General features: G+C 67.5%; 20 protein-coding genes. 7 read left to right on the forward strand and 13 right to left on the reverse strand.

The genetic code is table 11. The features are described from left to right. Positions 1-482: 482 nt before the first annotated feature. From LEL84_RS12695 to LEL84_RS12710, 4 genes are read right to left on the reverse strand one after another with little or no spacing between them, the layout of a single operon-like run. On the reverse strand, positions 483-1,571 hold the full coding sequence (locus tag LEL84_RS12695) for a sulfate/molybdate ABC transporter ATP-binding protein (protein WP_226511793.1): 1,089 nt from the start codon (positions 1,569-1,571) through the stop codon (positions 483-485). Further along, positions 1,568-2,347 (reverse strand): ABC transporter permease, encoded by a 780-nt coding sequence (locus LEL84_RS12700; RefSeq protein ID WP_413466980.1) that lies wholly within the window; start codon positions 2,345-2,347, stop codon positions 1,568-1,570. Before LEL84_RS12700 ends, LEL84_RS12695 begins: the two co-directional genes overlap by 4 nt. Before the next feature lie 35 nt (positions 2,348-2,382). Further along, on the reverse strand, positions 2,383-3,138 hold the full coding sequence (gene modA / locus LEL84_RS12705) for a molybdate ABC transporter substrate-binding protein (RefSeq protein ID WP_226511795.1): 756 nt from the start codon (positions 3,136-3,138) through the stop codon (positions 2,383-2,385). Further along, positions 3,135-3,536: a TOBE domain-containing protein gene (locus LEL84_RS12710; RefSeq protein WP_226511796.1), complete on the reverse strand. Its 402-nt coding sequence runs from the start codon at positions 3,534-3,536 to the stop codon at positions 3,135-3,137. The genes modA and LEL84_RS12710 overlap by 4 nt, the downstream gene beginning before the upstream one ends. A 281-nt stretch (positions 3,537-3,817) precedes the next feature. Here LEL84_RS12710 and LEL84_RS12715 point away from each other — a divergent pair, with 281 nt between their 5' ends. Beyond that, the gene (locus LEL84_RS12715; protein WP_058252272.1) at positions 3,818-4,852 is read left to right on the forward strand and encodes an ATP-binding cassette domain-containing protein; all 1,035 of its coding nucleotides are present in this window, start codon (positions 3,818-3,820) and stop codon (positions 4,850-4,852) included. Beyond that, positions 4,852-5,697, forward strand: a complete 846-nt coding sequence (locus tag LEL84_RS12720; protein ID WP_226511797.1) for an ABC transporter permease — start codon at positions 4,852-4,854, stop codon at positions 5,695-5,697. Before LEL84_RS12715 ends, LEL84_RS12720 begins: the two co-directional genes overlap by 1 nt. A gap of 36 nt (positions 5,698-5,733) precedes the next feature. Here the strand turns inward: LEL84_RS12720 and LEL84_RS12725 are convergent, their stop codons facing one another. Beyond that, a complete protein-coding gene (locus LEL84_RS12725; RefSeq protein ID WP_137810916.1) occupies positions 5,734-6,897 on the reverse strand; it encodes an ROK family transcriptional regulator in 1,164 nt (387 codons plus the stop codon). Between the two features lie 678 nt (positions 6,898-7,575). On the opposite strand from LEL84_RS12725, the gene LEL84_RS12730 reads away from it, so the two are divergent. Then, positions 7,576-8,652 (forward strand): sigma-70 family RNA polymerase sigma factor, encoded by a 1,077-nt coding sequence (locus tag LEL84_RS12730; protein ID WP_226511799.1) that lies wholly within the window; start codon positions 7,576-7,578, stop codon positions 8,650-8,652. Positions 8,653-8,677: 25 nt separating this feature from the next. Here LEL84_RS12730 and LEL84_RS12735 read toward each other — a convergent pair whose 3' ends face one another. After that, a complete protein-coding gene (locus tag LEL84_RS12735; protein ID WP_078113281.1) occupies positions 8,678-9,094 on the reverse strand; it encodes a VOC family protein in 417 nt (138 codons plus the stop codon). 83 nt (positions 9,095-9,177) lie between these two features. Here LEL84_RS12735 and LEL84_RS12740 point away from each other — a divergent pair, with 83 nt between their 5' ends. Further along, entirely contained in the window at positions 9,178-9,888 is a 711-nt protein-coding gene (locus tag LEL84_RS12740) for a histidine phosphatase family protein (RefSeq protein ID WP_068971415.1), read from the forward strand. A 239-nt stretch (positions 9,889-10,127) separates the two neighbouring features. Here LEL84_RS12740 and LEL84_RS12745 read toward each other — a convergent pair whose 3' ends face one another. The 5 genes from LEL84_RS12745 to LEL84_RS12765 form a co-directional block, all read right to left on the reverse strand. Next, positions 10,128-10,874, reverse strand: coding sequence for an SDR family NAD(P)-dependent oxidoreductase (locus tag LEL84_RS12745; protein ID WP_226511800.1), 747 nt, complete (start codon positions 10,872-10,874; stop codon positions 10,128-10,130). Between the two features lie 60 nt (positions 10,875-10,934). Continuing rightward, a complete protein-coding gene (locus tag LEL84_RS12750; protein ID WP_165629428.1) occupies positions 10,935-11,951 on the reverse strand; it encodes a phosphotransferase family protein in 1,017 nt (338 codons plus the stop codon). Next, a complete protein-coding gene (locus tag LEL84_RS12755) occupies positions 11,948-13,168 on the reverse strand; it encodes an acyl-CoA dehydrogenase family protein (protein ID WP_226511801.1) in 1,221 nt (406 codons plus the stop codon). Before LEL84_RS12755 ends, LEL84_RS12750 begins: the two co-directional genes overlap by 4 nt. Positions 13,169-13,300: 132 nt before the next feature. After that, the gene (locus LEL84_RS12760) at positions 13,301-13,948 is read right to left on the reverse strand and encodes a TetR/AcrR family transcriptional regulator (protein WP_226511802.1); all 648 of its coding nucleotides are present in this window, start codon (positions 13,946-13,948) and stop codon (positions 13,301-13,303) included. Between the two features lie 28 nt (positions 13,949-13,976). Continuing rightward, positions 13,977-14,678, reverse strand: coding sequence for a TetR/AcrR family transcriptional regulator (locus LEL84_RS12765; protein ID WP_226511803.1), 702 nt, complete (start codon positions 14,676-14,678; stop codon positions 13,977-13,979). An 86-nt stretch (positions 14,679-14,764) separates the two neighbouring features. Here LEL84_RS12765 and LEL84_RS12770 point away from each other — a divergent pair, with 86 nt between their 5' ends. Next, the gene (locus LEL84_RS12770; RefSeq protein WP_078113284.1) at positions 14,765-15,718 is read left to right on the forward strand and encodes an oxygenase MpaB family protein; all 954 of its coding nucleotides are present in this window, start codon (positions 14,765-14,767) and stop codon (positions 15,716-15,718) included. Positions 15,719-15,994: 276 nt separating this feature from the next. Continuing rightward, positions 15,995-17,212, forward strand: a complete 1,218-nt coding sequence (locus LEL84_RS12775; protein ID WP_159369979.1) for an IS110 family transposase — start codon at positions 15,995-15,997, stop codon at positions 17,210-17,212. A gap of 56 nt (positions 17,213-17,268) precedes the next feature. Here the strand turns inward: LEL84_RS12775 and LEL84_RS12780 are convergent, their stop codons facing one another. Then, entirely contained in the window at positions 17,269-18,555 is a 1,287-nt protein-coding gene (locus tag LEL84_RS12780) for an alpha-hydroxy-acid oxidizing protein (RefSeq protein WP_226511804.1), read from the reverse strand. 59 nt (positions 18,556-18,614) lie between these two features. After that, positions 18,615-18,908 carry a hypothetical protein gene (locus LEL84_RS12785; protein WP_171011687.1) on the reverse strand — a complete coding sequence of 98 codons (294 nt, stop codon included), beginning with the start codon at positions 18,906-18,908 and terminating at the stop codon, positions 18,615-18,617. 115 nt (positions 18,909-19,023) lie between these two features. Here LEL84_RS12785 and LEL84_RS12790 point away from each other — a divergent pair, with 115 nt between their 5' ends. After that, positions 19,024-21,051, forward strand: coding sequence for an ArnT family glycosyltransferase (locus LEL84_RS12790; protein ID WP_226511805.1), 2,028 nt, complete (start codon positions 19,024-19,026; stop codon positions 21,049-21,051). Positions 21,052-21,225 lie beyond the last annotated feature (174 nt).

Genomic DNA, 21,225 nt, shown 5'->3' on the forward strand with positions numbered 1-21,225 from the left:
GCGCCGAGAGCTACCGGTGAACCTCACGCCGACTCTTCGACTTCGATCGCAGTCCGGCGGTCGAGCCCTATGTCGGAGTTCGTGTTCGGCGCGACGATGACGCGGCGCGCATCGTCAAGTCGCAGGGAGCAGTATGGAATCGAATCACGACGTCAGAAGCCAACGTCCCTCGCCCGGAACCCTGATGGACGGACAGTCCGATCGATGAGTCGTCAGTATGTCGGACGGCATAGGCACGCCGAAGGTCACGAGCCGGCGGAAGCGTTCTCAGCACGCTTCTCACGGTCGGTGTCGGACACGACCAGCTACCTCGTCAACACTGCGATCTGCCTTCCGTCTGGCATCGCATTCTTCGCCGGCCTGTTCTGCGGCCACACGATAGCCGGTTGAAAGGACGAGCCCTGACCCAAGCCCAACCCCCAGACCTCAACTCGACCCCCAGACCTCGATCGAAGTCTGCCGGTCGAGTTGAGGTCTGGCGGTCACAACGAGCCGGGACCGATGCCGCTGATCCGCACCTCGCTCGCCTTGACCACCAGGTAGACCGCTAGTCCGGTGACGAGTCCGAGGTCGGCGACCGCCGCCCAGGTCACCTCAGCGGCGACGATCTGCTCGCCCACCTCGGCGGTCATCACGGCGTGGTCACCCCGGGGCGCGACGTCACGGACGGTCGCGGCCAGCGTCGTACGCGGACTGCCATGCGGCGCTTCGAGATAGACAGCGACGGCCCGTGGCGAGAACGTGGCCGCCGCCCCGGCCCCCGGTGAGGGTCCATCGACCTCGACACCGCCGACGACCCGATTGCCGGAGGGGTCGACGACGGCGTCGCCCGCGTCCAGGCGTCCCACGAACAGGTTGAGTCCGGACAACGACGCCGCGAACCGGCTGGTCGGTCGAGTCAGAACATCACGCGCGGAACCGGATTCGACGACGCGACCGTCCTCGAGGACCAGGATGTCGTCGGCCAGGCCGAGCGCATCCACCGGGTCGTGGGTGACCATGATCGTCGTGCGGTCCCGATCGGCGAGAAGTGTGCGCAACAGCGCTCGCAACCGGCTCGCGACGTCGACGTCCAGGGCCCGAAACGGTTCATCCAGCAGCAGGATTCGTGGCTGTGCGGCGAGTGCCCGGGCGATCGCAACCCGCTGCGACTGGCCGCCGGAGAGCTGGTGCGGTTTGCGGTCGGCGAGGTCGGTGACCTCCGTTGCCGTCAGCCAGCGTTCCACTCGTGCCCTGATCTCCGACCTCGAGAGACGCTGCGCCGAGGGCGCGAACGCCACGTTGTCGGCGACCGTCAGATGCGGGAACAGCCGCGCGTCCTGCGACAGTAATGCGATTCCGCGCCGACTGGGCGGCACGAAGGTCGTCGCGTCACAGAACACCCTGTCGCCGAGCACTATCCGGGACCGATCGTCGCCGCGAACCAGTCCGGCGATCGCGCGCAACATCGTTGACTTGCCGGCGCCATTGGGCCCGACGACCGCGGTGGTCCCGCCGGCGGTGAAGCGGTGATCGATGCGCAACCGCGGCGTCGTGAGGTCGATGGACACGTCCAGATCCGCGGCGCTCACAACGCACCCGCCCCGCCACGCGAACGGCGGCTGTGCACTCCCACGACGACGACCAGGGATACGACAACCAGGATGAGCGACAACGGGATCGCGGCTTGTGGGTCGTCGATCGCCGAGACATAGATCGCCAGCGGCGCGGTCTGGGTGATCCCGGGTGCGTTGCCCGCGAACGTGATCGTCGCGCCGAACTCCCCCAACGCCCGCGCGAACGCGAGCACGAGACCCGCGACCAGCGACGGCAGGACCAACGGGAGCGTGACCCGCCAGAGCGTCCGAGTCGGCCCGGCCCCCAGGGTCGCAGCGACCTCCTCGTATCGCGTCCCGACGACACGAACCGCACCTTCGACGCTGATGACGAGGAACGGCAGCGCGACGAAACTCTGGGCCAGGACGACTGCCGTCGTCGTGAAAGCGATGTCGATGCCGGCCGCGTGCAGATGTTCACCGACGATCCCGAGCCGGCCGAAGGTGTACAACAGGGCAAGACCACCGACCACGGGCGGTAAGACCAAGGGCAACAACACGAGCGCGCGGAGCACCCGGATCAGCGGACCGTCGTATCGCGCGAACACCAGTGCCATCGGCACCCCGACCATCAGGCAGATGACGGTGCTGCACGCGGCGGTGATCAGTGACAACCGCAGCGCGTCGAGCGACGAGGGCGACGAGATCTGATCGACGAAGGTGCCCCACGGCGAACGGAGGAGCAGCGCCAGCGGAGGTAGCACGATCAAGACGACGCCGATCAGTGCCAAGCCGTACGTCCAACCGGGCAACCCCGCCGGGTCCCGTCGGGAACGAAGGACCGTGCTCAAGGCGCCCCGAACCCGGCGTCGCGCAGGATGCGCTGACCGTCCGCGCCCAGGACGAGGTCGACGAACTGCGTGGCGAGTTCGCCATCCCCGGCGCCGGCGAGGGCCGCGATCGGATAGGAGTTGACCACGGCGGCGAATGCCGGCTCTGTCACGGTGGCCACCTTGTCCCCGGCTCCGCGCGCGTCGGTCACATACACCACGCCCGCATCCGCTTGGCCGGTCGTCACCTTGGTCAGCACCGCGCTCACCGACTGTTCCTCCGAAGCGGCGTCGATGGTGACACCGGTGTTTCGCTCGACGGTCTCGGTCGCGGCGCCGCACGGTTGAGCCGACTGGCAGATGACCGTCGTGACGTCAGGCTTGTTCAGATCGGCGAACGACCGGATCCCGCGGGGATTGCCCGGCGCCGTGACGATCACGAGTGTGTTGGTGGCGAAGACCGCCGGTTCGACGGCGAGATCACCCAGCTTGCGCATGTTCTTCTCGTCGGCGCTCGCGAACACATCGGCCGGCGCCCCCTGCTGGATCTGGTTGGCCAGCGTCGACGATCCGTCGAACGACAGTCGTACCGTGACGCCGTCGTGCTGTGCCTCGAACTCATCGGCGATCGCCGTGAACGTCGTCTTCAGCGACGCCGCCGCCGAGATGTCGAGGGTCGAGGCCGCAGACCCGCCGGCATCTGAGCCACCGGACGAGCACCCTGCCACGATCAGCAGTCCGGCCGCGGCGACCGCGACGATGGACCTCCTCATCTGGCCTCCCTGTTGGTCTCGACGATCACCGTCGTCGCCTTGACGACGGCCGTGGCCACGACGCCGGGCCGTAGATCGAGTTCGTGAACTGCGTCCGCACTCATCAACGACGTCACCTCGAACGGACCGCATTGCAGGGTCACCTGAGCCATCACCGCGTCCGTGCGGACGTCGGTGACGAGACCGGTGAACCGATTACGCGCCGAGCGTCCGACCGATGCCCCGTCGTCCGGTGCCACCGCGCGCTCGCGGGCCAGCGCGGCGAGCCGTGCGCCATCAACGGTGGCGACCGGTCCGTCATCGGTCTGTTCCAAGACGCCGGTGGCCACCCATCGTCGAACCGTGTCGTCGCTGACGCCGAGCAGAGTGGCTGCGTCCTTGATCCGAATAGCGGTCACGGCGACATCCTATCCGCAGATGCGGAGATATCGGGTCTTGACATCCGCAGAAACGGATCTCAAACAGATTGACTTCAACTCAACTTGAAGTCTTACGCTCGATTTCGGTCCGTCCGTCGGATTCGCAGCCCCGCAAACGATGAATTCGGTGCGGGCAGACGGTCTGACTTCGAGTACGAGATCGCCACACCCCGAACATGCCCTGAATTGTTCCCTGACGTCACCCGCGCGCCACGTAATTCGGTCGCGGCTGTCACACCCCCTCTATACCGTGGAGAAACATGAGCTCAGTCACAGTTCCCACCACCGCACCGGGAGAAGTCGCGACGGCCGATGTCGCCATCGAGGCCATCGACCTGGTGAAACGCTTCGGCGATTTCACGGCGGTCGACGGCGTCAGTTTCACCGTGCCGCGGGGTTCCGTGCTCGGTCTGCTGGGCCCCAACGGCGCCGGCAAGACCACCACCGTCCGAATGATGACCACCCTGTCGCCGCCCACGAGCGGGACAGCCCGCATCGCCGGCTACGACGTGCGGGAACAGCCCGGGATGGTCCGCCAGAACATGGGCCTCACCGGCCAGGCGGCCACGGTCGACGAGATCCTGACCGGCCGCGAGAACCTCCGCATGATCGGCGGTCTGTACGGCATCGGACGCAAGACCCTCGCGCGTCGATCGGAGGAACTCCTCGAGCAGTTCTCCCTCTCAGAGGCCGGTGACAAACAGGTCAAGTCCTACTCCGGCGGAATGCGCCGCCGACTCGACCTCGCGGTCAGCCTGCTGGCCACGCCACCGGTGCTCTTCCTCGACGAGCCGACCACCGGCCTCGACCCGCGCAGCCGTTCCGAACTCTGGGACGTCCTGCGCGATCTGGTCGCCGACGGAACCACGTTGCTGCTCACCACGCAGTATCTGGAGGAGGCCGACCAACTCGCCGACGACATCGTCGTCATCGACAAGGGCACCATCATCGCGCACGGCACGTCACTGCAGCTCAAGGAGCAGGCCGGTTCGGCCAGTCTGGTGCTGACCGTCTCGCACGCCGACGACCTGACGACCGCCGAGTCGCTGCTGCGCAAGAACGGGGCGGAGGTGTTCGTCGACGTGGCGGCCCGCCGGCTCACGACAGCCGCAGCCGGCCTGGGCGACCTGCCCCGCGTCGCCGCCTGGTTCGACGAGAGTGGCATCTCCGTCGACGACTTCGGACTCTCCCGGCCGAGCCTCGACGACGTCTTCCTCTCCCTCACCGGCCACCGCGCCGAGGAGTCGAGCAACACCGACGACACCGACAACACCACCGACGAGGAGCGTTCCTGATGACCACCACGGCACAGACCCACGCTGTGGTCGCGGACAAGCCGCGGATCCACCCCAACACGATCTGGCAACAGGCCTGGATCATGGTGAAGCGCAACATGATCCACACCAAACGAATGCCGGAGATGCTCTCCGACGTGACCATTCAGCCGATCATGTTCGTGCTGCTGTTCGCGTACGTGTTCGGCGCGTCGATCCAGACCGACTCGGCGTCGTACAAGGAGTTCCTGCTCCCGGGCATCATGGGTCAGACGATCGTGTTCACTGCGTTCATCGTGTCCACGGGTATCACCGCCGACCTCGAGAAGGGCATCATCGACCGGTTCCGGTCACTGCCCATCCAACGGTCGTCGGTGTTGATCGGACGCAGTATCGCCAGCCTGCTCCACAGTTCGATCGGCATCGTCGTCATGGCCGTGACCGGCCTGGCCATCGGCTGGCGGATCCGGGGCTCGTTCGGTGAGGCGGTCCTCGCATTCGCGCTGCTCCTGCTCTTCGGCTTCGCGATGATCTGGTTCGGCATCCTCATCGGTTCGTGGCTCCGGACGGTCGAGGCCGTCAACGGCTTCATGTTCTCGGTCCTGTTCCCTATCACGTTCCTGTCGAACGCGTTCGTCCCGACCGAGCCGATGCCCACCTGGCTTCGGACGATCGCCGAATGGAACCCGATGTCGTCACTGGTCCAGGCATTGCGTGTGCTGTGGGGTAACGGCCCGGCATTCGGTCCGGATGCGGCTCTCCCGCTGCAATATCCGGTCCTCGCCACCCTGATCTGGACGGTCGCGCTGACGCTCATCTTCGCGCCGTTCGCGCTGCGCGCCTACAACAAGCGAACCTCGGATTAGACCACCACCCGACCGAGGTTCGTCGACGCGACCCGCTCAGGCAGTCAACGTGATTGCTTGCAGCGGGTCGCTGTATATCGCGTCGAGGGACACCGCGCCGGCGGCCTGCTGCTGCACGGTCGCTCCCGAATGTGACACGCGCACATCCCGTTTGCTCACGATCGAGGTCTCGCGCACGGCCTTCGCGACCGTCGGCAGGCCGGCCGCGTAATCGGTGAACGCCTGTCCGCCCAGGATGATGTGATCGGGATTGAAGATGTCGGCGATCAGCCCGACCGTACGTCCGAGCACCTCCGCCCGCTCTTCGAGCAGACGACGTGCCGTGAGGTCACCGCTGCGGGCCAGGGCGTGGACATCTTCCACATCGGTCGCCGAGAGGCCGAGTGCGCGTGCAGCTTCCACGACACCGGTGTCGCTCACCGCGGGCTCCAGGCGCCCCGTCCGGTTCGGGTCGAGCAACGTGGTCGATCCGGTCGGGAAGTGACCGATCACCGGCGGTCCCGCGGTCGGCGTGTGCACGGTCCCGCCGACGCTGAACGCGATGCCGAGCATCTCGCGCGCGTAGAAGTACAGGAAGCTCGACTGCTGGTCGTCGGGGTTGAGCACGAGTTCGGCGGCTGCCATGGCCTCGACGTGGGACGCAACCGACACCGGCAGCCCGACGGCCTCGGCGATCGTCCGGCCGACCGGCGCGCCCTCCCAGCCGAGTCGGGGGTGGTCGACGATGCCGCCCTCGGCCACGCGCCCACCGAGCGCGACACCGACCCACAGCACCCGCCGGCCCGTCCAGCGCTCGGCGAAACGCCGTGCGCTGACACCGATGGCGGTGAGTGCTTCTTCCGGTGAATCGGCATGCGGGGTAGGGATCTGGATGGCCCCGACGACACGATGCAGCAGGTCATGGGTGGTGATCGCGGTGACCTTGTATCCGATGTGGATACCGAGGGTGAGGAACTCGGAGATGTTGACCTCGAAGGGCAACCGCGGCCGCCCGATGGCGCCCGAGGGCGCGAGGTCGGCCCGTTCGCGGATCAATCCCGCCTTCAACAGCGCACTGACCTGGCGATTGACCGTGGAGATGCTGAGCCCGGTGCGCTCGGCCGCATCGTCGCGGAACAGCGGGCCGGACAACCGGGCGGCCCGGAGGACGAGCGCCGCGGGTTTGGTCGACAACTCCAGGCGCGGCGTTGCGACGTGCACCCGCTGGTCCCCCTTCACTGGTCCGCGTCGGTCGGCGACCGGACCCGGGGTCCGAGTCGGCGGTACGGAAGTCAACGGTACGGGCTGGCGCGTGCCCTGAGGAGCACGACGCACCGCGCGGGTGACCGGCTGACGCCGGACAGGAGAGGCGGGGGCGTTGCGTAGGGTACGGGTGGAGAGTTCGGGCAGTGTGGCGGTCATGATCGTCCTCGTCGAAAGACCCCGCGGATCGCGGGGCGGAAGCCGGAAGCTGGTGCTCTGAGAAGAGACTCGAGAAGCGACGCCCCGGGGAGGAGATTGGCTCGGCGGGGGTCGGTCAGCGCATTCGACGACAACAACAGAGAACGCGTGCAAGCGGCAGACGACAGCCCAGCGCGGTGGTCACGTAGGTGACCTCCGTGAGCCTGTGGTCGGCACTTGTCATGCGGATCAAGCTAGCAACGCGGCCCCGTACCGGCAAGCCCGTCCCACCCCTGGTCACGGGCACCGACGACCGGTCGCACACGCGTCCACCGGCGAGAGTAGGCCCGTGGCGCGACGCGGACAGGGGTTGCACTCACCCTGATCCGAACTCGTCCGGCGTCCGGTCGCTCGACCTGCGAACCGATGGAGAAGTGGACCGTGGTCGGCTTGGCCACTCGGGTCGAGCCTGTCGGTGCACCCCGGTAGATTGTGAGCATGACCACAACCAGCCCCGCGGCTGAGTCCAGCGCCGCGACCGACGCCGAGTTCCTCGAGGTCAGCGAGCCGTTCCGCCGCGAGATCATCGCGCACTGCTACCGGATGACGGGGTCCCACCACGACGCCGAGGATCTCGCCCAGGAGACCTTCCTCCGCGCATGGAAGGGCTACGGGAAGTTCGACCATCGGGCGTCCGTGCGCACGTGGTTGCACAAGATCGCGACCAACACGTGTCTGACCGCTCTGCAGAGTTCACAACGACGCCCCCTCCCCTCCGGCCTCGGTGGCGACGCCTTCGACCCGACCGACGACCTGCTGCAGAACCACGAGGTGCCCTGGCTCGAGCCGTATGCCGGCACGGCCGACGAGATCGCGCCCGGCGACGACGCGGACCCCGCGTACGTGGTCGGCGCCCGCGAGTCGGTACGGCTGGCGTTCATCGCGGCACTGCAGCATCTACCCGAACGGCAGCGCGCAGTCCTCATCCTCCGCGACGTGCTGCAGTGGCGCGCCGCCGAGGTCGCCGACACCATCGGTGTCACCACCGCCACCGTGAACAGTTTGCTGCAGCGGGCCCGCGAGCAGGTCAAGACCGCACGCCCGCAGCAGGATTCGGTCGGAGTCGACGCCGCGACGACACTCGACGACGCCGCCAAGCGCGAGCTGCTGGCCCGCTACGTGTCGGCCTTTGAACGCTACGACGTCGACGCGATGGTGGAGCTCTTCACCGACAAGGCGATCTGGGAGATGCCGCCCTTCACCGGCTGGTACCAAGGCGCAGAGAACATCGGAACCCTCATCCGTTGCAACTGTCCGGCCGAGAAGGCGGGCGATCAGATCATGCTGCCCACGACAGCCAACGGGCAGCCGGCCTACGGGCTGTACATGCGCGAACCGGACGGCGTCCACCGACCGTTCCAGCTCCAGGTGCTCGAGATCGACCCGCAGACAGCCAAGGTCAGCCATGTCGTCGCCTTCTTCAGCGACGACATGGAGAGCGATTTCGCACGCTTCGGTCTCCCGGCGACCCCATACGACGCACCGGCACGCACGACGCCGAGCCCCTGGCACTGAGACCGTCCGGTTCGCGCGGCGCCGATCAGTCGTCAGCGGTCTGCGGGATCTGCGAGGGGTCCATCCACACGATCTCCCAGGCATGACCGTCCGGGTCACAGAAACTGCGGCAGTACATGAAGCCCAGGTCCTCGGCTGCGCGGAGTTCCCGGCCGCCGCACCCGAGTGCCGCTTCGGCGAGCCGGTCGGCGTGTGCGCGGCTGTCAGCGGAGATGGCCAGCAACGACTCGCGGCCCTGCAGTGGGTCGGCGACTGCGGTGGCCGCGTAGCCGGCGAATCGTCGTCGCTGCATGAGCACGACCATCGCCGAGTCGTTGATCATCATGCACGCGCTCCCGGCATCGCAGAAGATCTCGTCGAAGTGGAAGCCGAGCGATCCGAAGAACCGACGAGACCGCGCGACGTCTACGACGGGCAGGTTGACGAACAGCATCGGCGTCACGGGCGCACTCCAGACATCTCGGGGTCGCCGATACTGACCGGCCCGACGCCTCGAACTCATCGAAGCCGACATAGGGTGCAGGAATGGGTGTGATCTATCTGGTTCGTCATGGTCAGGCGAACGCATTGGCGTATGGCATCGCCGACGCCACCGACGATCTGAGCAACGGACCCGGCGGTCTCACCACGGCCGGGGCCACACAGGCCGCGCTGTCCGGTGGATTCCTCGCCGGGCAGATCGGCACCTTCACCGCAGCCGCCAGTGGCGACCTCCCGCGCCAGCAACAGACGCTGAGCGGCGTGCTGGGGGCTTTCGACACCGATCAACCTCAGCCGCACGTCGACCCGGGGTGGAACGAGTACTCACTGCCAGCACTGGTCGGCGAGGCCACGCCGGAGATGTATCGCGACGGCCGCAGCTACCAGGAACAGCTCGACAAGGGGCTCGCGGCCTGGATAGCGGCCGGCGAGCACGACGCAGCTCCCGGCCTCGACGGCGGCCCCGCCGAGAGCTACCCCCAGTTCAAGGCGCGCGTCTCCGACGCGGCCGCCCGCGCCACCGAGCTCGCCGGGTCGGGTCAGACGGTGCTCGTGGTGTCCTCGGCCGGCACCATCACCCAGTGGATCGCCCAGTTGTGGGGCATCCCCGACGAGACCTGGCCGGCGATGGCCCGCACGATGGTCAACGCGTCGATCAGCAAACTGATCGTCGGCCGCAGCGGCGTCTCGGTGGTGTCGTTCAACGAGCACGGTCACCTCTCCGACCGCGACGGCGGGATCGCGACCTTCCGGTGACCCTTCGACGCTCGCTCCGCTCGCACCTCAGTATCCGCGGCCTGGCGGCCGTGGTGGATCACGAAAGAACACTCCGCAGCATCCACATCTCTGCTCCCTGAGGTGCGAGCGAAGCGAGCCACGAAGGGCTTCGCAACGTGTCTCACCAGCCCTTCGTGGCTCGTCGCTAACGCTCCTCGCAACTCAGGGATCAGGGATTTGAGGATCTTTCGGATTAGGGAGCAGGGGCAGGTCCGAGCCTAGGCCCGGTGCAGGTTCTCGCCAGGACGGGTGATGACGACATTCGGAAGAACCGCGTACCGCGACAACTGGGTGATCGAGTGCGCGATCACCGCGATGTCGTCGGCCGTGATCATCTCGTCGGCGGGAATGCGGTCTTTGAGCCAGTCGGTCATGTCGGTGTTGACGTAGCCCGGCGCGATCGTCGTCGCGCTGACACCGCTGCGTGACTCCTCGAGATTGAACGTCTCGCACAACGAGATGAGCGCCGCCTTGGTGGCACCGTAGGCGGACAGCTCCGGCTCCGGATAGACGCCGGTGATCGACGCCACGGCAATGACTTTCGCGGCCCCATGGGCCTCTGCGGTGGCGCGCAGGGCGGGCAGCGCGGACTGAAGGAGGATGTAGGGAGCGCGGACATTCACTTCATACAGCCGGTCGAATCGCTTCACCGGGAGGTCGGCGATCGCACCCTTCGAGCCCATCCCGGCGTTGACGATCAGCGCGTCGAACCGCCCGAATGCCTCCGCATGAGCCGTACCGAGCGCGCTGATGGCGTCGGCGTCGGTCATGTCGGCGGGGACGACCTCCACCCGCCCGGCGCCACGCTCGAGAAGCTCGGCCGCCTTTTTCTCCAACGCTTCTCGACCACGGGCACTGATGGTGAGGTCCCAGCCGTCGGCGGCGAACCGGTCGGCGATGGCCGCACCGATCCCCCTCGACGCCCCGGTCACCAGCGCAGAACGGTTGTTGCCCGATTCACTCATTGCCTACCCTCTGTGGATGCGCGCACCGCGCGACTGTGTTCTGTTGACGCCGTTGCTCGATCAGCTGATGTGGCGTAGGCCGTCGGCGATGAACGCCGCCGTCGCCTCGGCAGCCTTCTCCGCGCCGTCTCCCGAGGACGCCCCCGAGAGTGCGCGGTAGGTGATCCCCTCGGCGATCACGCCGAGCTTCAGGTTCGCCAACCCCAGGTAGAAGTCCCAGTCACCCAGGTCGACACCCGTTGCGGTCGAATACGTCTGAGCGATCTCGTCGACCGACGCATAACGGTCACTGGTCCAGGCCGCGGAGAAGCCGAGAACCTGGTCGAAGGCGCCGGTGCGGTAAACGCACATCAGCGCGACATCGGTGAGCGGATCTCCGAGGGTCGACATCTCCCAGTCGACGACCGCCGCGATCCGGGCCGGATCGTCGGCGTCGATGATCGTGTTGTCGACCCGGAAGTCACCGTGCACCACCGACTCTCGCGCCTGCTCCGGAACCCGCGCGGCGAGCGCGTCGACGAGACGCTCGACGTCGGGGAGTTCACGCGTCTTCACGTGCCCCCACTGCCGCGCCCACAGTTTCACCTGGCGGGCGGCGAAACCCGCGGGCCGACCGAACTCGCCGAGCCCGACCTCGCGATAGTCCACCGCGTGCAGGTCGGCCAACGTCTGCACCAAGGCATCGAGATTGCGGGCGACCTCGTCATCTGAGTAGGCGTCGAGGTCTTCCGCGGTCCGGACGACGCGGCCGTCCACGAACTCCACCACGGTGCACGGCGCACCGATGACCGAGCCGTCGGCGTCGAAAGCGACGGTCCGCGCAACCGGGACCGACGTCGACTGCAGCGCACTGGTGACCGCCCATTCACGGCCCATGTCGTGAGCCGACGGCGTCAGTCCGCCGGTCGGCGGTCGGCGCGCCACCCATGTGGAGACGCCGTCGGTGACCGTGTAGGTGAGATTGGACTTGCCGCCGCTGATGAGGTCGATGGTCAGCTCACCTGCGGGCTCGACCCCGTTGTCGATCAGCAACCGGCGCAGGCGATCCTGGTCGAGCGCTGCATCCGTGGCGGTCATCGGGCACCCGCCTCGAGCGCCTGCTGGGCCTTCTTCGCACGCCCGACGGCGCGACGGGCGATCGCCCACCGGTGGACCTCGGACGGGCCGTCGTAGATACGGAACGGCCGGAGTTCCTGCGACAGGCGGGCCAGCGGGAGGTCGGCGGACACACCGAGCCCGCCACACATCTGGATGCTGCGATCGGCGATCCGCGAATACGCCTCGGCAGCAAAGGTCTTCGCGATCGAAGTCTCGTCCGACGCGTGGCTGCCCAGATCGAGCTCGTGGCAGGCCTTAAGCAGCAACGCGCGAGTCGCGGCGAGGTCGATCTCGTTGTCGGCGACGAGTTGTTGGATCATGCCCAGATCTCCGAGGCGGCCACCGAATCCCTCACGGCGCGAGACATAGTCGACGGCGACGTCCTGGCAGCGCTTCGCCGAGCCGAGCCAGCGCATCACGTGGGTCATCCGAGCCGGCCCGAGCCGGACCTGGGCGTAGCGATAACCCTCGTTCACCTCGCCGAGGATGTCCTCGTCGGGAACGAAGAGGTCGGCGAAGGTCACCTCGCAGTGACCGCCGATCATCGACCTGTCGATAGTGTTGATGTGGCGCCCGACGGTCAACCCGGGCGCATCGGCGGGCGCGAGGAACATGGTTGCGCCGCCGCGGTCACCGGGCGCGCCCGAGGTCCGCGCCATGATGATGAAGAAGCCCGCACCGTCGGCGCCGGTGATGAAGTGCTTGTCGCCGTTGATCTTCCAGCCGCCGTCCACACGGACGGCCTCCGTGCGCAGCGCGTTGGGATCCGAACCGGCGCCCGGAGCCGGTTCGGTCATCGCGAACGCCGAACGGACATCTCCAGCGGCCAGCGGGGCGAGGTACTTCTGCCGCTGATCCTCGCTCGCGATGTGCGCGAGCATGTGCACGTTGCCCTCGTCCGGCGCACCGATGTGCAGCGCGATCGGACCGAACGTCGAATACCCGGCCGCCTCGAACACCGGCGCGCGGTCACACATGTTGAGACCGAGTCCGCCGTACTCGACCGGGGCATGCGGGCCGAAGACCCCTGCCTCCTTGGCCTTGGCGTTCATCTCGCGACGGATGTCGTCACCACCGGCCGCCGTGATGTCACCGGCCGCCTCGTCTTCGATGGGCAGGACGTAGTCGCGGACGAAGGCCTCGGTCTTCGCGACGACGTCGAGCACGTCGTCGTCGTGCCGCAGGTCTATGGGCATGGTGACTCCTTAACGCAGAGCAGGGTGGGGATCCCCGAACACCGACCGATCGATCGCTCGGCGTTGCATACCTTGCCAGGCGATACCCGCCGGGTCAAGCGGCCCAGCAGACGGCGCCCCGCGCGACGGCCGTCAGGGCGTGCGATACCCGACCAGCGCGCGGGCCATCTGGAGATTGCGCGCGATGAGTTCGTCCGGACCCAGCAGACCGTCGAGCTTGAACCAGGTGGACACCCCGACGCACATGGTGGCCACCGCACGCGCCGCATCTTTCGGATACTCGGTGGTGAACTCACCCGTTTCGACGCCGGCGAAGACGATCCTGTCGACCATCCGCTGCTGGCGGTCCCGGTGTCCGATGTAGGTGGGCCGGTAGTTGTCGTCGAGGCTGCGGATCTCGGTGGAACCGACGAACGCCTGCTCGCGGCGATACATGTGGAACCGCAGAAGCGACTCGACGACGGCGTCGAACTGCCGGATCGGCTCGGGACCCGCCTCGACGATCGCGGCCTCCGAGCGTGCCAGGAGGTCGGTCATCGTGCGTTCGAGGAGCCCCTGCAGCAACGACTGCTTCGACGGGTAGTGGTGATAGAGCCCTGGCACCGACAGATTGGCCCGCGCGGCGATCTCCCGGACCGAGGTCCCGTGGTAGCCCTGTTCGGCGAACGCCGCCAGCGCCGCCGCCAACGGGACCGGCAGTTCGGGCTCGCCGTAATCCCGCCAGCCGCCCAGTGGCCGCGTCGCCGGACGGATGTCTGCTTCGCCGGTTCCGCCACTCATGCCATCAAACATATCCCGACATGCGGACCTACTCCGCATCGCCGGTGCGACGCGAGAGACTCTTCTCGAGCATCTCGGCGGGTGAGACGAGCAGCGCGATGCTCAGATCCACCACGTCGGCCTTGCCGAGTTCGACCTCACCCTCGAGCCACGCCGCGAGCAACCGGCTGAGTCCGCCGACCTGGTAGTGCGCAACGCCGACCGCTGCCGCCGGCCCGACGTGGACGTCGAGAATCGCCGACGTGCTCTGCAGGGTGAGGCCGGCGAACAACGTCGTCGACTCCATGCGCTTGGCCGCGATCACCGGACTCAACAGCGCCTGCGAGAAGAGCAGCCTGCCTTTGCGGCGGTCCGCGTCGATGACGTCGACGATCGCCGACACCGCACCGGCGACCTTCGCACGCATGCTGGCCCCCTCCGAGAAGGCTGCCAGACTGGCCTGCGCGATCTCTTCGATGACCTCGTCGTACATGACGCCGACCAGCTGATCGACGGATTCGAAGCTCTCGTAGAAGTAACGGGCGGTGAGTCCGGCCTGCCGGCACACGCCGCGCACGGTCACCGCGCCCACGTCATCGGCGCCGAGCAGATCCAACCCTGCATCGATGAGGGCGGATCGACGCCGCGCGACCCGGGTGTCGCCGCCCTCGCCGCCGTAGGCCCGAAGCGTGCCGACCGCGTCCGACGCCGAACCGGATCGGCTGTCCGGGGTCGATGGTGCTCGTCCCATGATTCCTATCTTGACACCCCGGTAAGTTACGTGTGTCATACAACGGGAAACAGACGTTTCCAGAATTCGAGCAGGAGGGGTGTTCGATGGCAACGGAGCCTATCACCAGTGGAAGTTCGGCACTGTCAGCACAACCGGTGACGGATGTGACCGCCGAAGTGCAGGAGTTTCTCACCGCGGAGCGCCCCGACACCGAGTTCCTCCCCTCCTCCGCCCGGATGTCCCGCGCAGAGCTCGACGCGCTCCCCACCAGCGACCTCGACCCGCTCGGCATCGGCGTGATCGCCGGCGCCGCAAACGTGATCATGCAGCTCAGCCTCCCCGCAGTCGGTTACGGCGTGTACGAGAGCCGCGTCGACTCGGGAAACCTGTTCAAGCATCCGATGAAGCGCGGCCGCACCACGTTGAGCTACCTCGCCGTCGCCGGACTCGGTAGCGCCAAAGACCGAAAGGCCTACCGCAAGGCCATCGGCAAGGCCCATGCGCAGGTCCGTTCGACCGCCGACAGCCCGGTGAAGTACAACGCCTTCGATCCGAAGCTGCAGTTGTGGGTCGCCGCGTGTCTGTACCGAGGCACCGAGGACGTCCATCGCATCTTCGGCGGGGTCACCGAGGTGACCGACGAGCGTTATCAGGCCGGCGCCGTTCTGGGCACGACGCTGCAGGTCCCCCGCGAGATGTGGCCCGCCACCCGCGAGGATTTCGAGACCTACTGGAACGACACGGTCGAGACGCTCGAGATCGACGACACCATCCGCGAGTACCTGATGTCGATCGCGCGCGCCGAGTTCCTCGGCCCGGTGATCTCGCGGCTCTTCGGCTGGCATTTCGAGATCATGGCCATCGGCTTCCTGCCGGAGAACTTCCGCCGCAAGATGCGCGTCCAGCTCTCGCCGTGGCAGGAGCTGTACTTCGACAAGCACAACGCGGTCCTGCGCGCGATCATCACGCGGGCCCCGAAGTGGGTGCGCGCATTCCCGTTCAACGTCCTGCTCGCCGACGTCCGCTGGCGCATGCGCACCGGGCGGCCCCTGGTCTGACCCTAATGGGGGTGGATCGGCGTCCTGCAGGGGATGCTGGTTTGTGTGAGCCTTCCCGGCCGGTGACCACTCCGAGACCCTGAAACGGTGTCGGATTTCTACACGAAGACCGTGGCCCGGCCGGGTAAGGATCACCCGCTAGAACGCTTCTGGGATGTCGTGCCCCCTGAACCATGTGGGGTGAGCACTGATCCATTAGGCCGCGTCAAGGGTGATCACCCCAAGGTTCACACCGACGATCGATCGAGACGACCGAAGACGAGGTGAACGACCGACATGATCTGTGTGGGCAACGACTGGGCGTCGGATCATCACGACGTGTGCGTGATGGATGAACACGGCACCACCCTGGCCACCCGCCGACTACCCGAGAACGCGGCCGGCGTGACGGCGATGCATGACCTGCTCGCCCGGTTCGCCCACGACCCCTCTGAGGTGGTGGTGGGGATCGAAACCGATCACGGCATGTGGGTCGCCGCCCTGGTCGCCGCGGGCTATCAGGTGTATGCGATCAACCCGTTGTCGGTGTCGCGGTACCGCGACCGCCACCATGTCGGGGGCACCAAATCCGATAAGGCTGACGCGAAAACGCTGGCTGATCTGGTGCGGACCGACCGGCACAATCATCGATTGGTCGCCGCCGACACCGTCGAGGTCAAGGCGATCACGGTGATGGCCCGTACGCATCAGAATCTGGTGTGGGCGCGCTCAGCACAACAGAACGTGTTGCGCGCTCAACTGGGCGCCTACTATCCGGCCGCGGTCGATGCCTTCGGCGGCGACCTCGCCCACAAAGACTGCCTGGCGGTGTTGCGTCGCGCTCCCACCCCACGACAGGGAGCGGCACTGACGGTCGCGGCGATCCGATCAGCTCTGAAAAAGGGTGGCCGCCAACGCAATACCGATACCCGTGCCCGCGAGATCCAGCAGGCCCTGCGTGGGGGCGGTCATCTGAGCGCACCGGAGGCACTTACCGCAGCGTATGCGGCGACCGTGACCGTGACGGTGAACATGCTGACGACGCTCAACACCCAAATTGATCAACTGGAAACCAGTATGGCCCAGTCTTTTAGAGCGCATCCGGACGCCGAGATCTACCTGTCCATGCCCGGAGTCGGTGACATCACCGGCGCCCGGATGCTTGGCGAGTTCGGGGACGACCCCGAACGCTATGCCACCGCCAAGTCTCGCAGAAACTATGCCGGCACCTCACCACGGACCATCGCCTCAGGCAAAGGGCACGTCGTGCTGGCCCGCCATATCCGCAACACCCGCCTCAACGCCGCCGCCATGGCGATGGCGCAAAGCGCGCTGACCGGCAGTCCCGGCGCCCGCGTCTACTACGACAGCCTGCGAGATCAGAAGAAGTCCCACCCCCAAGCCTTGCGTGCGCTCGCCAACCGGCTCATCGGCATCCTCCACGGCTGCCTCAAACACCGCACCCTCTACAACGAACACACCGCCTGGAACCACCGCGCCAACCTCGCCGCTTGACACCTTGCACCCCTGGGATGTCTTCGTGGCTCGCTTCGCTCACACCTCAGGGAGCATTAAGAGGTCATCCGGCGCAGCGCCTCGCGGTCGAGGTCGGCGACGTCGGTGTGCCCGGACAGTCCGAGGGTGAGGTCGAGTTCGGCGATGATGTCGGCGACCGCGTCGCGGGCACCGTCGGCTCCCGCGAGCGCCAGGCCGTACATGTGCGGTCGTCCGATGCAGGCGGCGTCGGCCCCGAGGGCGAGCGCCTTGAACACGTCGGAACCGGTGTAGATCCCGGAGTCGACGAGGACCTTGATGCGACCGTCGACGACCGGCGCGATGGCGTCGAGGGCGTCGATCGTGCTGATCGCGCCGTCGACCTGCCGACCGCCGTGGTTGGAGACGATGATGCCGTCCACCCCGGCGTCCACGGCACGACGCGCATCGTCGGGGTGCAGCACGCCCTTCAGCACGATCGGAAGAGCGGTGCGGGCGCGCAGGCCGGCAAGATCGTCCCAGTTCAGCGACGGTCGCGAGTAGATGTCGAGGAAGGTCTGCACCGCGGCACGCGGTTGCGGCGACCGCAGGTTCTGCAGGAACCGGCCCGGGGCGTTGCGGGTGATGGAGAAGAGGGTGGCGATCGCGCCGAGGGAAATCTCCGGACGTTCGTCAGCAGCGCCACGTAGCCGTTCGGCGACGATGTCGACGAACCTGCGGTCGGACGTGTACTGGGCGATGCCCTCACCCTGCGCGAACGGCAGCGAACCCAGGTTCAGGTCCTGCGGCCGCCACCCGAGCATCGTCGTGTCCAGGGTGACGACGACGGCCTCGGCGCGGATGGCCGCCGCGCGCTCCAGGAGGCTGTCGACGAGGTCGTCGTCGGTGGACCAGTACAGCTGGAACCAGCGCGGCGCCCCGGCGCTCGTGTCGTCCATCGCGGCCGCGACGTCCTCCATCGAGACGCTCGCCTGATTCGACAAGATGTAGGGGACACCGAGTTCCGCGGCCGCACGCCCGATGAGGGCGTCGGCGTCGGGCGCGGCGAGCGAACCGGCGCCGACCGGCGCGAACAGCACCGGCGCCGTGATGCGGCGACCGAACAATTCGACCTCGAGGTTGCGCTGCGAGACATCCCGCAGGATGCGCGGCACGATCGCCCAGCGGTCGAGTGCCGCGCGGTTGGCGGCCATGGTGCGTCCCTCACCGGCACCACCGCCGATGTACGCCCACGCACGCGCCGACATCGCACGTCTCGCACGTCGCTCGAGCTCGGCGAAATCCGTTGGTACACGCGGCTTTCGCCGGTGCACCCCGGCGGTGTAGATGTCGTTCTGCCGTGCACGCCCATATCCCGCGGTCATGGGTGGTGATGGTAGTGCCGCCATCGGGGCGTCCGGCCGGTATTGCCGGGGCGCGCCGCTCAGCGTGTGGCGACGGCAGTGGCGCCCGCCGCGGCGACGGTCACGGCCGCGACCGACGGCCACGCGCCGATCTTCTTCGCCAGCGGGTGCGAGCCGCCGAACGCCGCCAGGTAACCGGCCAGCAGACCGCCCGCGACCGCGGGGCCCTTCGTCGACGCCCACCGGCGAGTGCACCAGGCGCCGGCTGCGCCGAGCACCACACCACCGAGTTCGCGTCGCCCGCTGTAGCGCGCGACCGCGAAACCACCGACGAGACCGACTGCCACCACGGGCACCGTTGCATCCACAGCCATGCGACTCAGGCTACGTCTGGGTTCCCGAAACCGTTCACAGCCACCTGCCAGCCGATCTCCAGGCTGACGGTGGCGGAGGCGTCGACTCTGGACAGGAATCATCTGAGGAGGACCCATGACCGCAGTACTGGACAAACCACCGGCGCCGTCGCCGTCCGATCCCGCCGCCCCGGCGCACCGACGACGCGTCGCCGCCCGGCCATGGTGGGGACGGCTCGGCCTCGTCGGACTCCTGGCCGTCACCGCGGTGCTCTACCTGTGGAACCTGTCCGCAAGCGGGTACGCCAACACCTTCTACGCCGCTGCGGCGCAGGCCGGATCACAGAGTTGGAAGGCCTGGTTCTTCGGTGCACTCGACGCATCGAACTTCATTACCGTCGACAAGCCGCCGGCCTCACTGTGGGTGAGCGGACTCAGCGTCCGCATCTTCGGGATGAACTCGTGGGCCGTTCTGGCGCCCCAGGCGCTGATGGGCGTGGCCGCGGTCGGGCTCCTGTACGCGACGATGCGTCGGACGATCCGCGACCCCCAACTGGGTGCCGCGGCCGGCCTCATCGCCGGCGCCGTGCTGGCCTTCACCCCGGCGGCCGCGTTGATGTTCCGTTTCAACAATCCGGACGCACTGCTGGTGTTGCTGATGGTCGCCGCGGCGTACGCGCTGACCCGGGCTGTCGCCACCAACTCGGGTCGGTGGCTCGCCCTGGTCGGCGTCGCCCTGGGATTCGCCTTTCTCACCAAGATGCTGCAGGGCCTGCTGATCCTGCCGTTCTTCGGGCTCGCCTACCTGCTGTTCGCGAAGACCGGGTGGCGCAAACGAATCGCCCACCTCATCGGTGCGACCGCCGCATTGCTCGGCTCCGCGTTGTGGTTCCCGGTGGTCACGATGCTCGTGCCGGAATCGGCACGTCCTTATATCGGTGGTTCGACGGACAACACGTTCATGGACCTCGTCTTCGGCTACAACGGCGTCGGCCGCATCAGTGGTGCCTCCGGCGGCGGCGGAGGAGGCGGAGGAGGCGGCGGTCAGGCCGGCGGGTCCTTCGGCGGGTCCACCGGGCTGGACCGACTCTTCGGTTCCGAGATGGGCAACGAGATCTCCTGGTTGCTTCCGACCGCACTCATCGCGCTGTTCTTCGCCGGCTACCTGGTGGTGTGCAGCTTCCCGGTCTTCCGCTTCGAACACCGTCTGGCACGCACGGAATCCGCAGCCGTGCTCTCGTGGGGCGGCTGGCTGCTGGTCACCGGCATGATCTTCTCCTTCATGAGCGGGACGATCCACCCGTACTACACGGTGGCACTGGCGCCGGCGATCGGCGCAGTCATCGGACTCGGCGGCGTGCTCGCTTGGCGTCGACGCAACCGCTGGGCGGCCAGGATCGCCCTGGCGGCGATGGTCGGTGCAGCCGCGGCGTGGTCGATTGTCCTGTTGAACCGCAACGACTTCGGCCCGACCTGGTGTCGTTGGCTGATCGGCGTGGTCGCCTCGATCTCGGTGGTGGCCCTCCTCATCGGTGCTGCACGCGGGTGGCGACGTGCGGTTGCCGCGGCACTCATCGCGGGTTCGCTCGCCGGATTCGGCGGGACGGCAGCGTTCTCGATCGCAACCGCGGCGACCCCCCACAACGGCTCGATCCCGACCGCGGTGTCGACCTCGATCGATGGCGGCGGAATGGGCGGCCCCGGCGGTGGCATGGGCAGTGGCCCCGGGGGTCGGGCGGACGGCGGACAGCCCGGTGCCCAGCCGGCCGGCGCCCGCCCGGGCCAACAGGGAAACCCGCCCACCGCCATGCAGGGCGGCAGCGGAATGACGGGCGGCCCGGGTGGCGACACCGCGTCGAACGCCGAACTCGTTGCCGCGCTGAGGGCAACCACGACAACGTGGGCGGCCGCGACCAACGGGTCGCAATCCGCCGCCGAGATCGAGATCGCCACTGACACCTCCGTCATGGCGATCGGTGGATGGAGCGGGGACCCGGCCCCCACGCTCGAGCAGTTCATCGCCTACGTCAAGGACGGCAAGATCGCCTATTACCTCGGCAACGACGGCGGCGGTCCGGGCGGCAACTCGGAGATCGCCGAGTGGGTCGCCGCCAACTACACGGCCACAACCATCGGCGGAACGACGGTCTACCAGCTCTTCTGACGTCTCGACACGGTCCTGCCCGTTCCCGACCTTCGGGGGCGGGCAGGACACATGGGCAACCGATCGACGGTGGTTCAGCGTTTCCTGTGTGGCAAACCCCAGGCGCGACGCCGCGGCGTGGCCGACGCCCACATGTCGCCGTCACCCATCCGCTCGCGATCGCGGCTCCGAAGA

This window comes from Gordonia sp. WA4-43, assembly GCF_020520305.1.
Lineage (GTDB): Bacteria > Actinomycetota > Actinomycetes > Mycobacteriales > Mycobacteriaceae > Gordonia > Gordonia hongkongensis.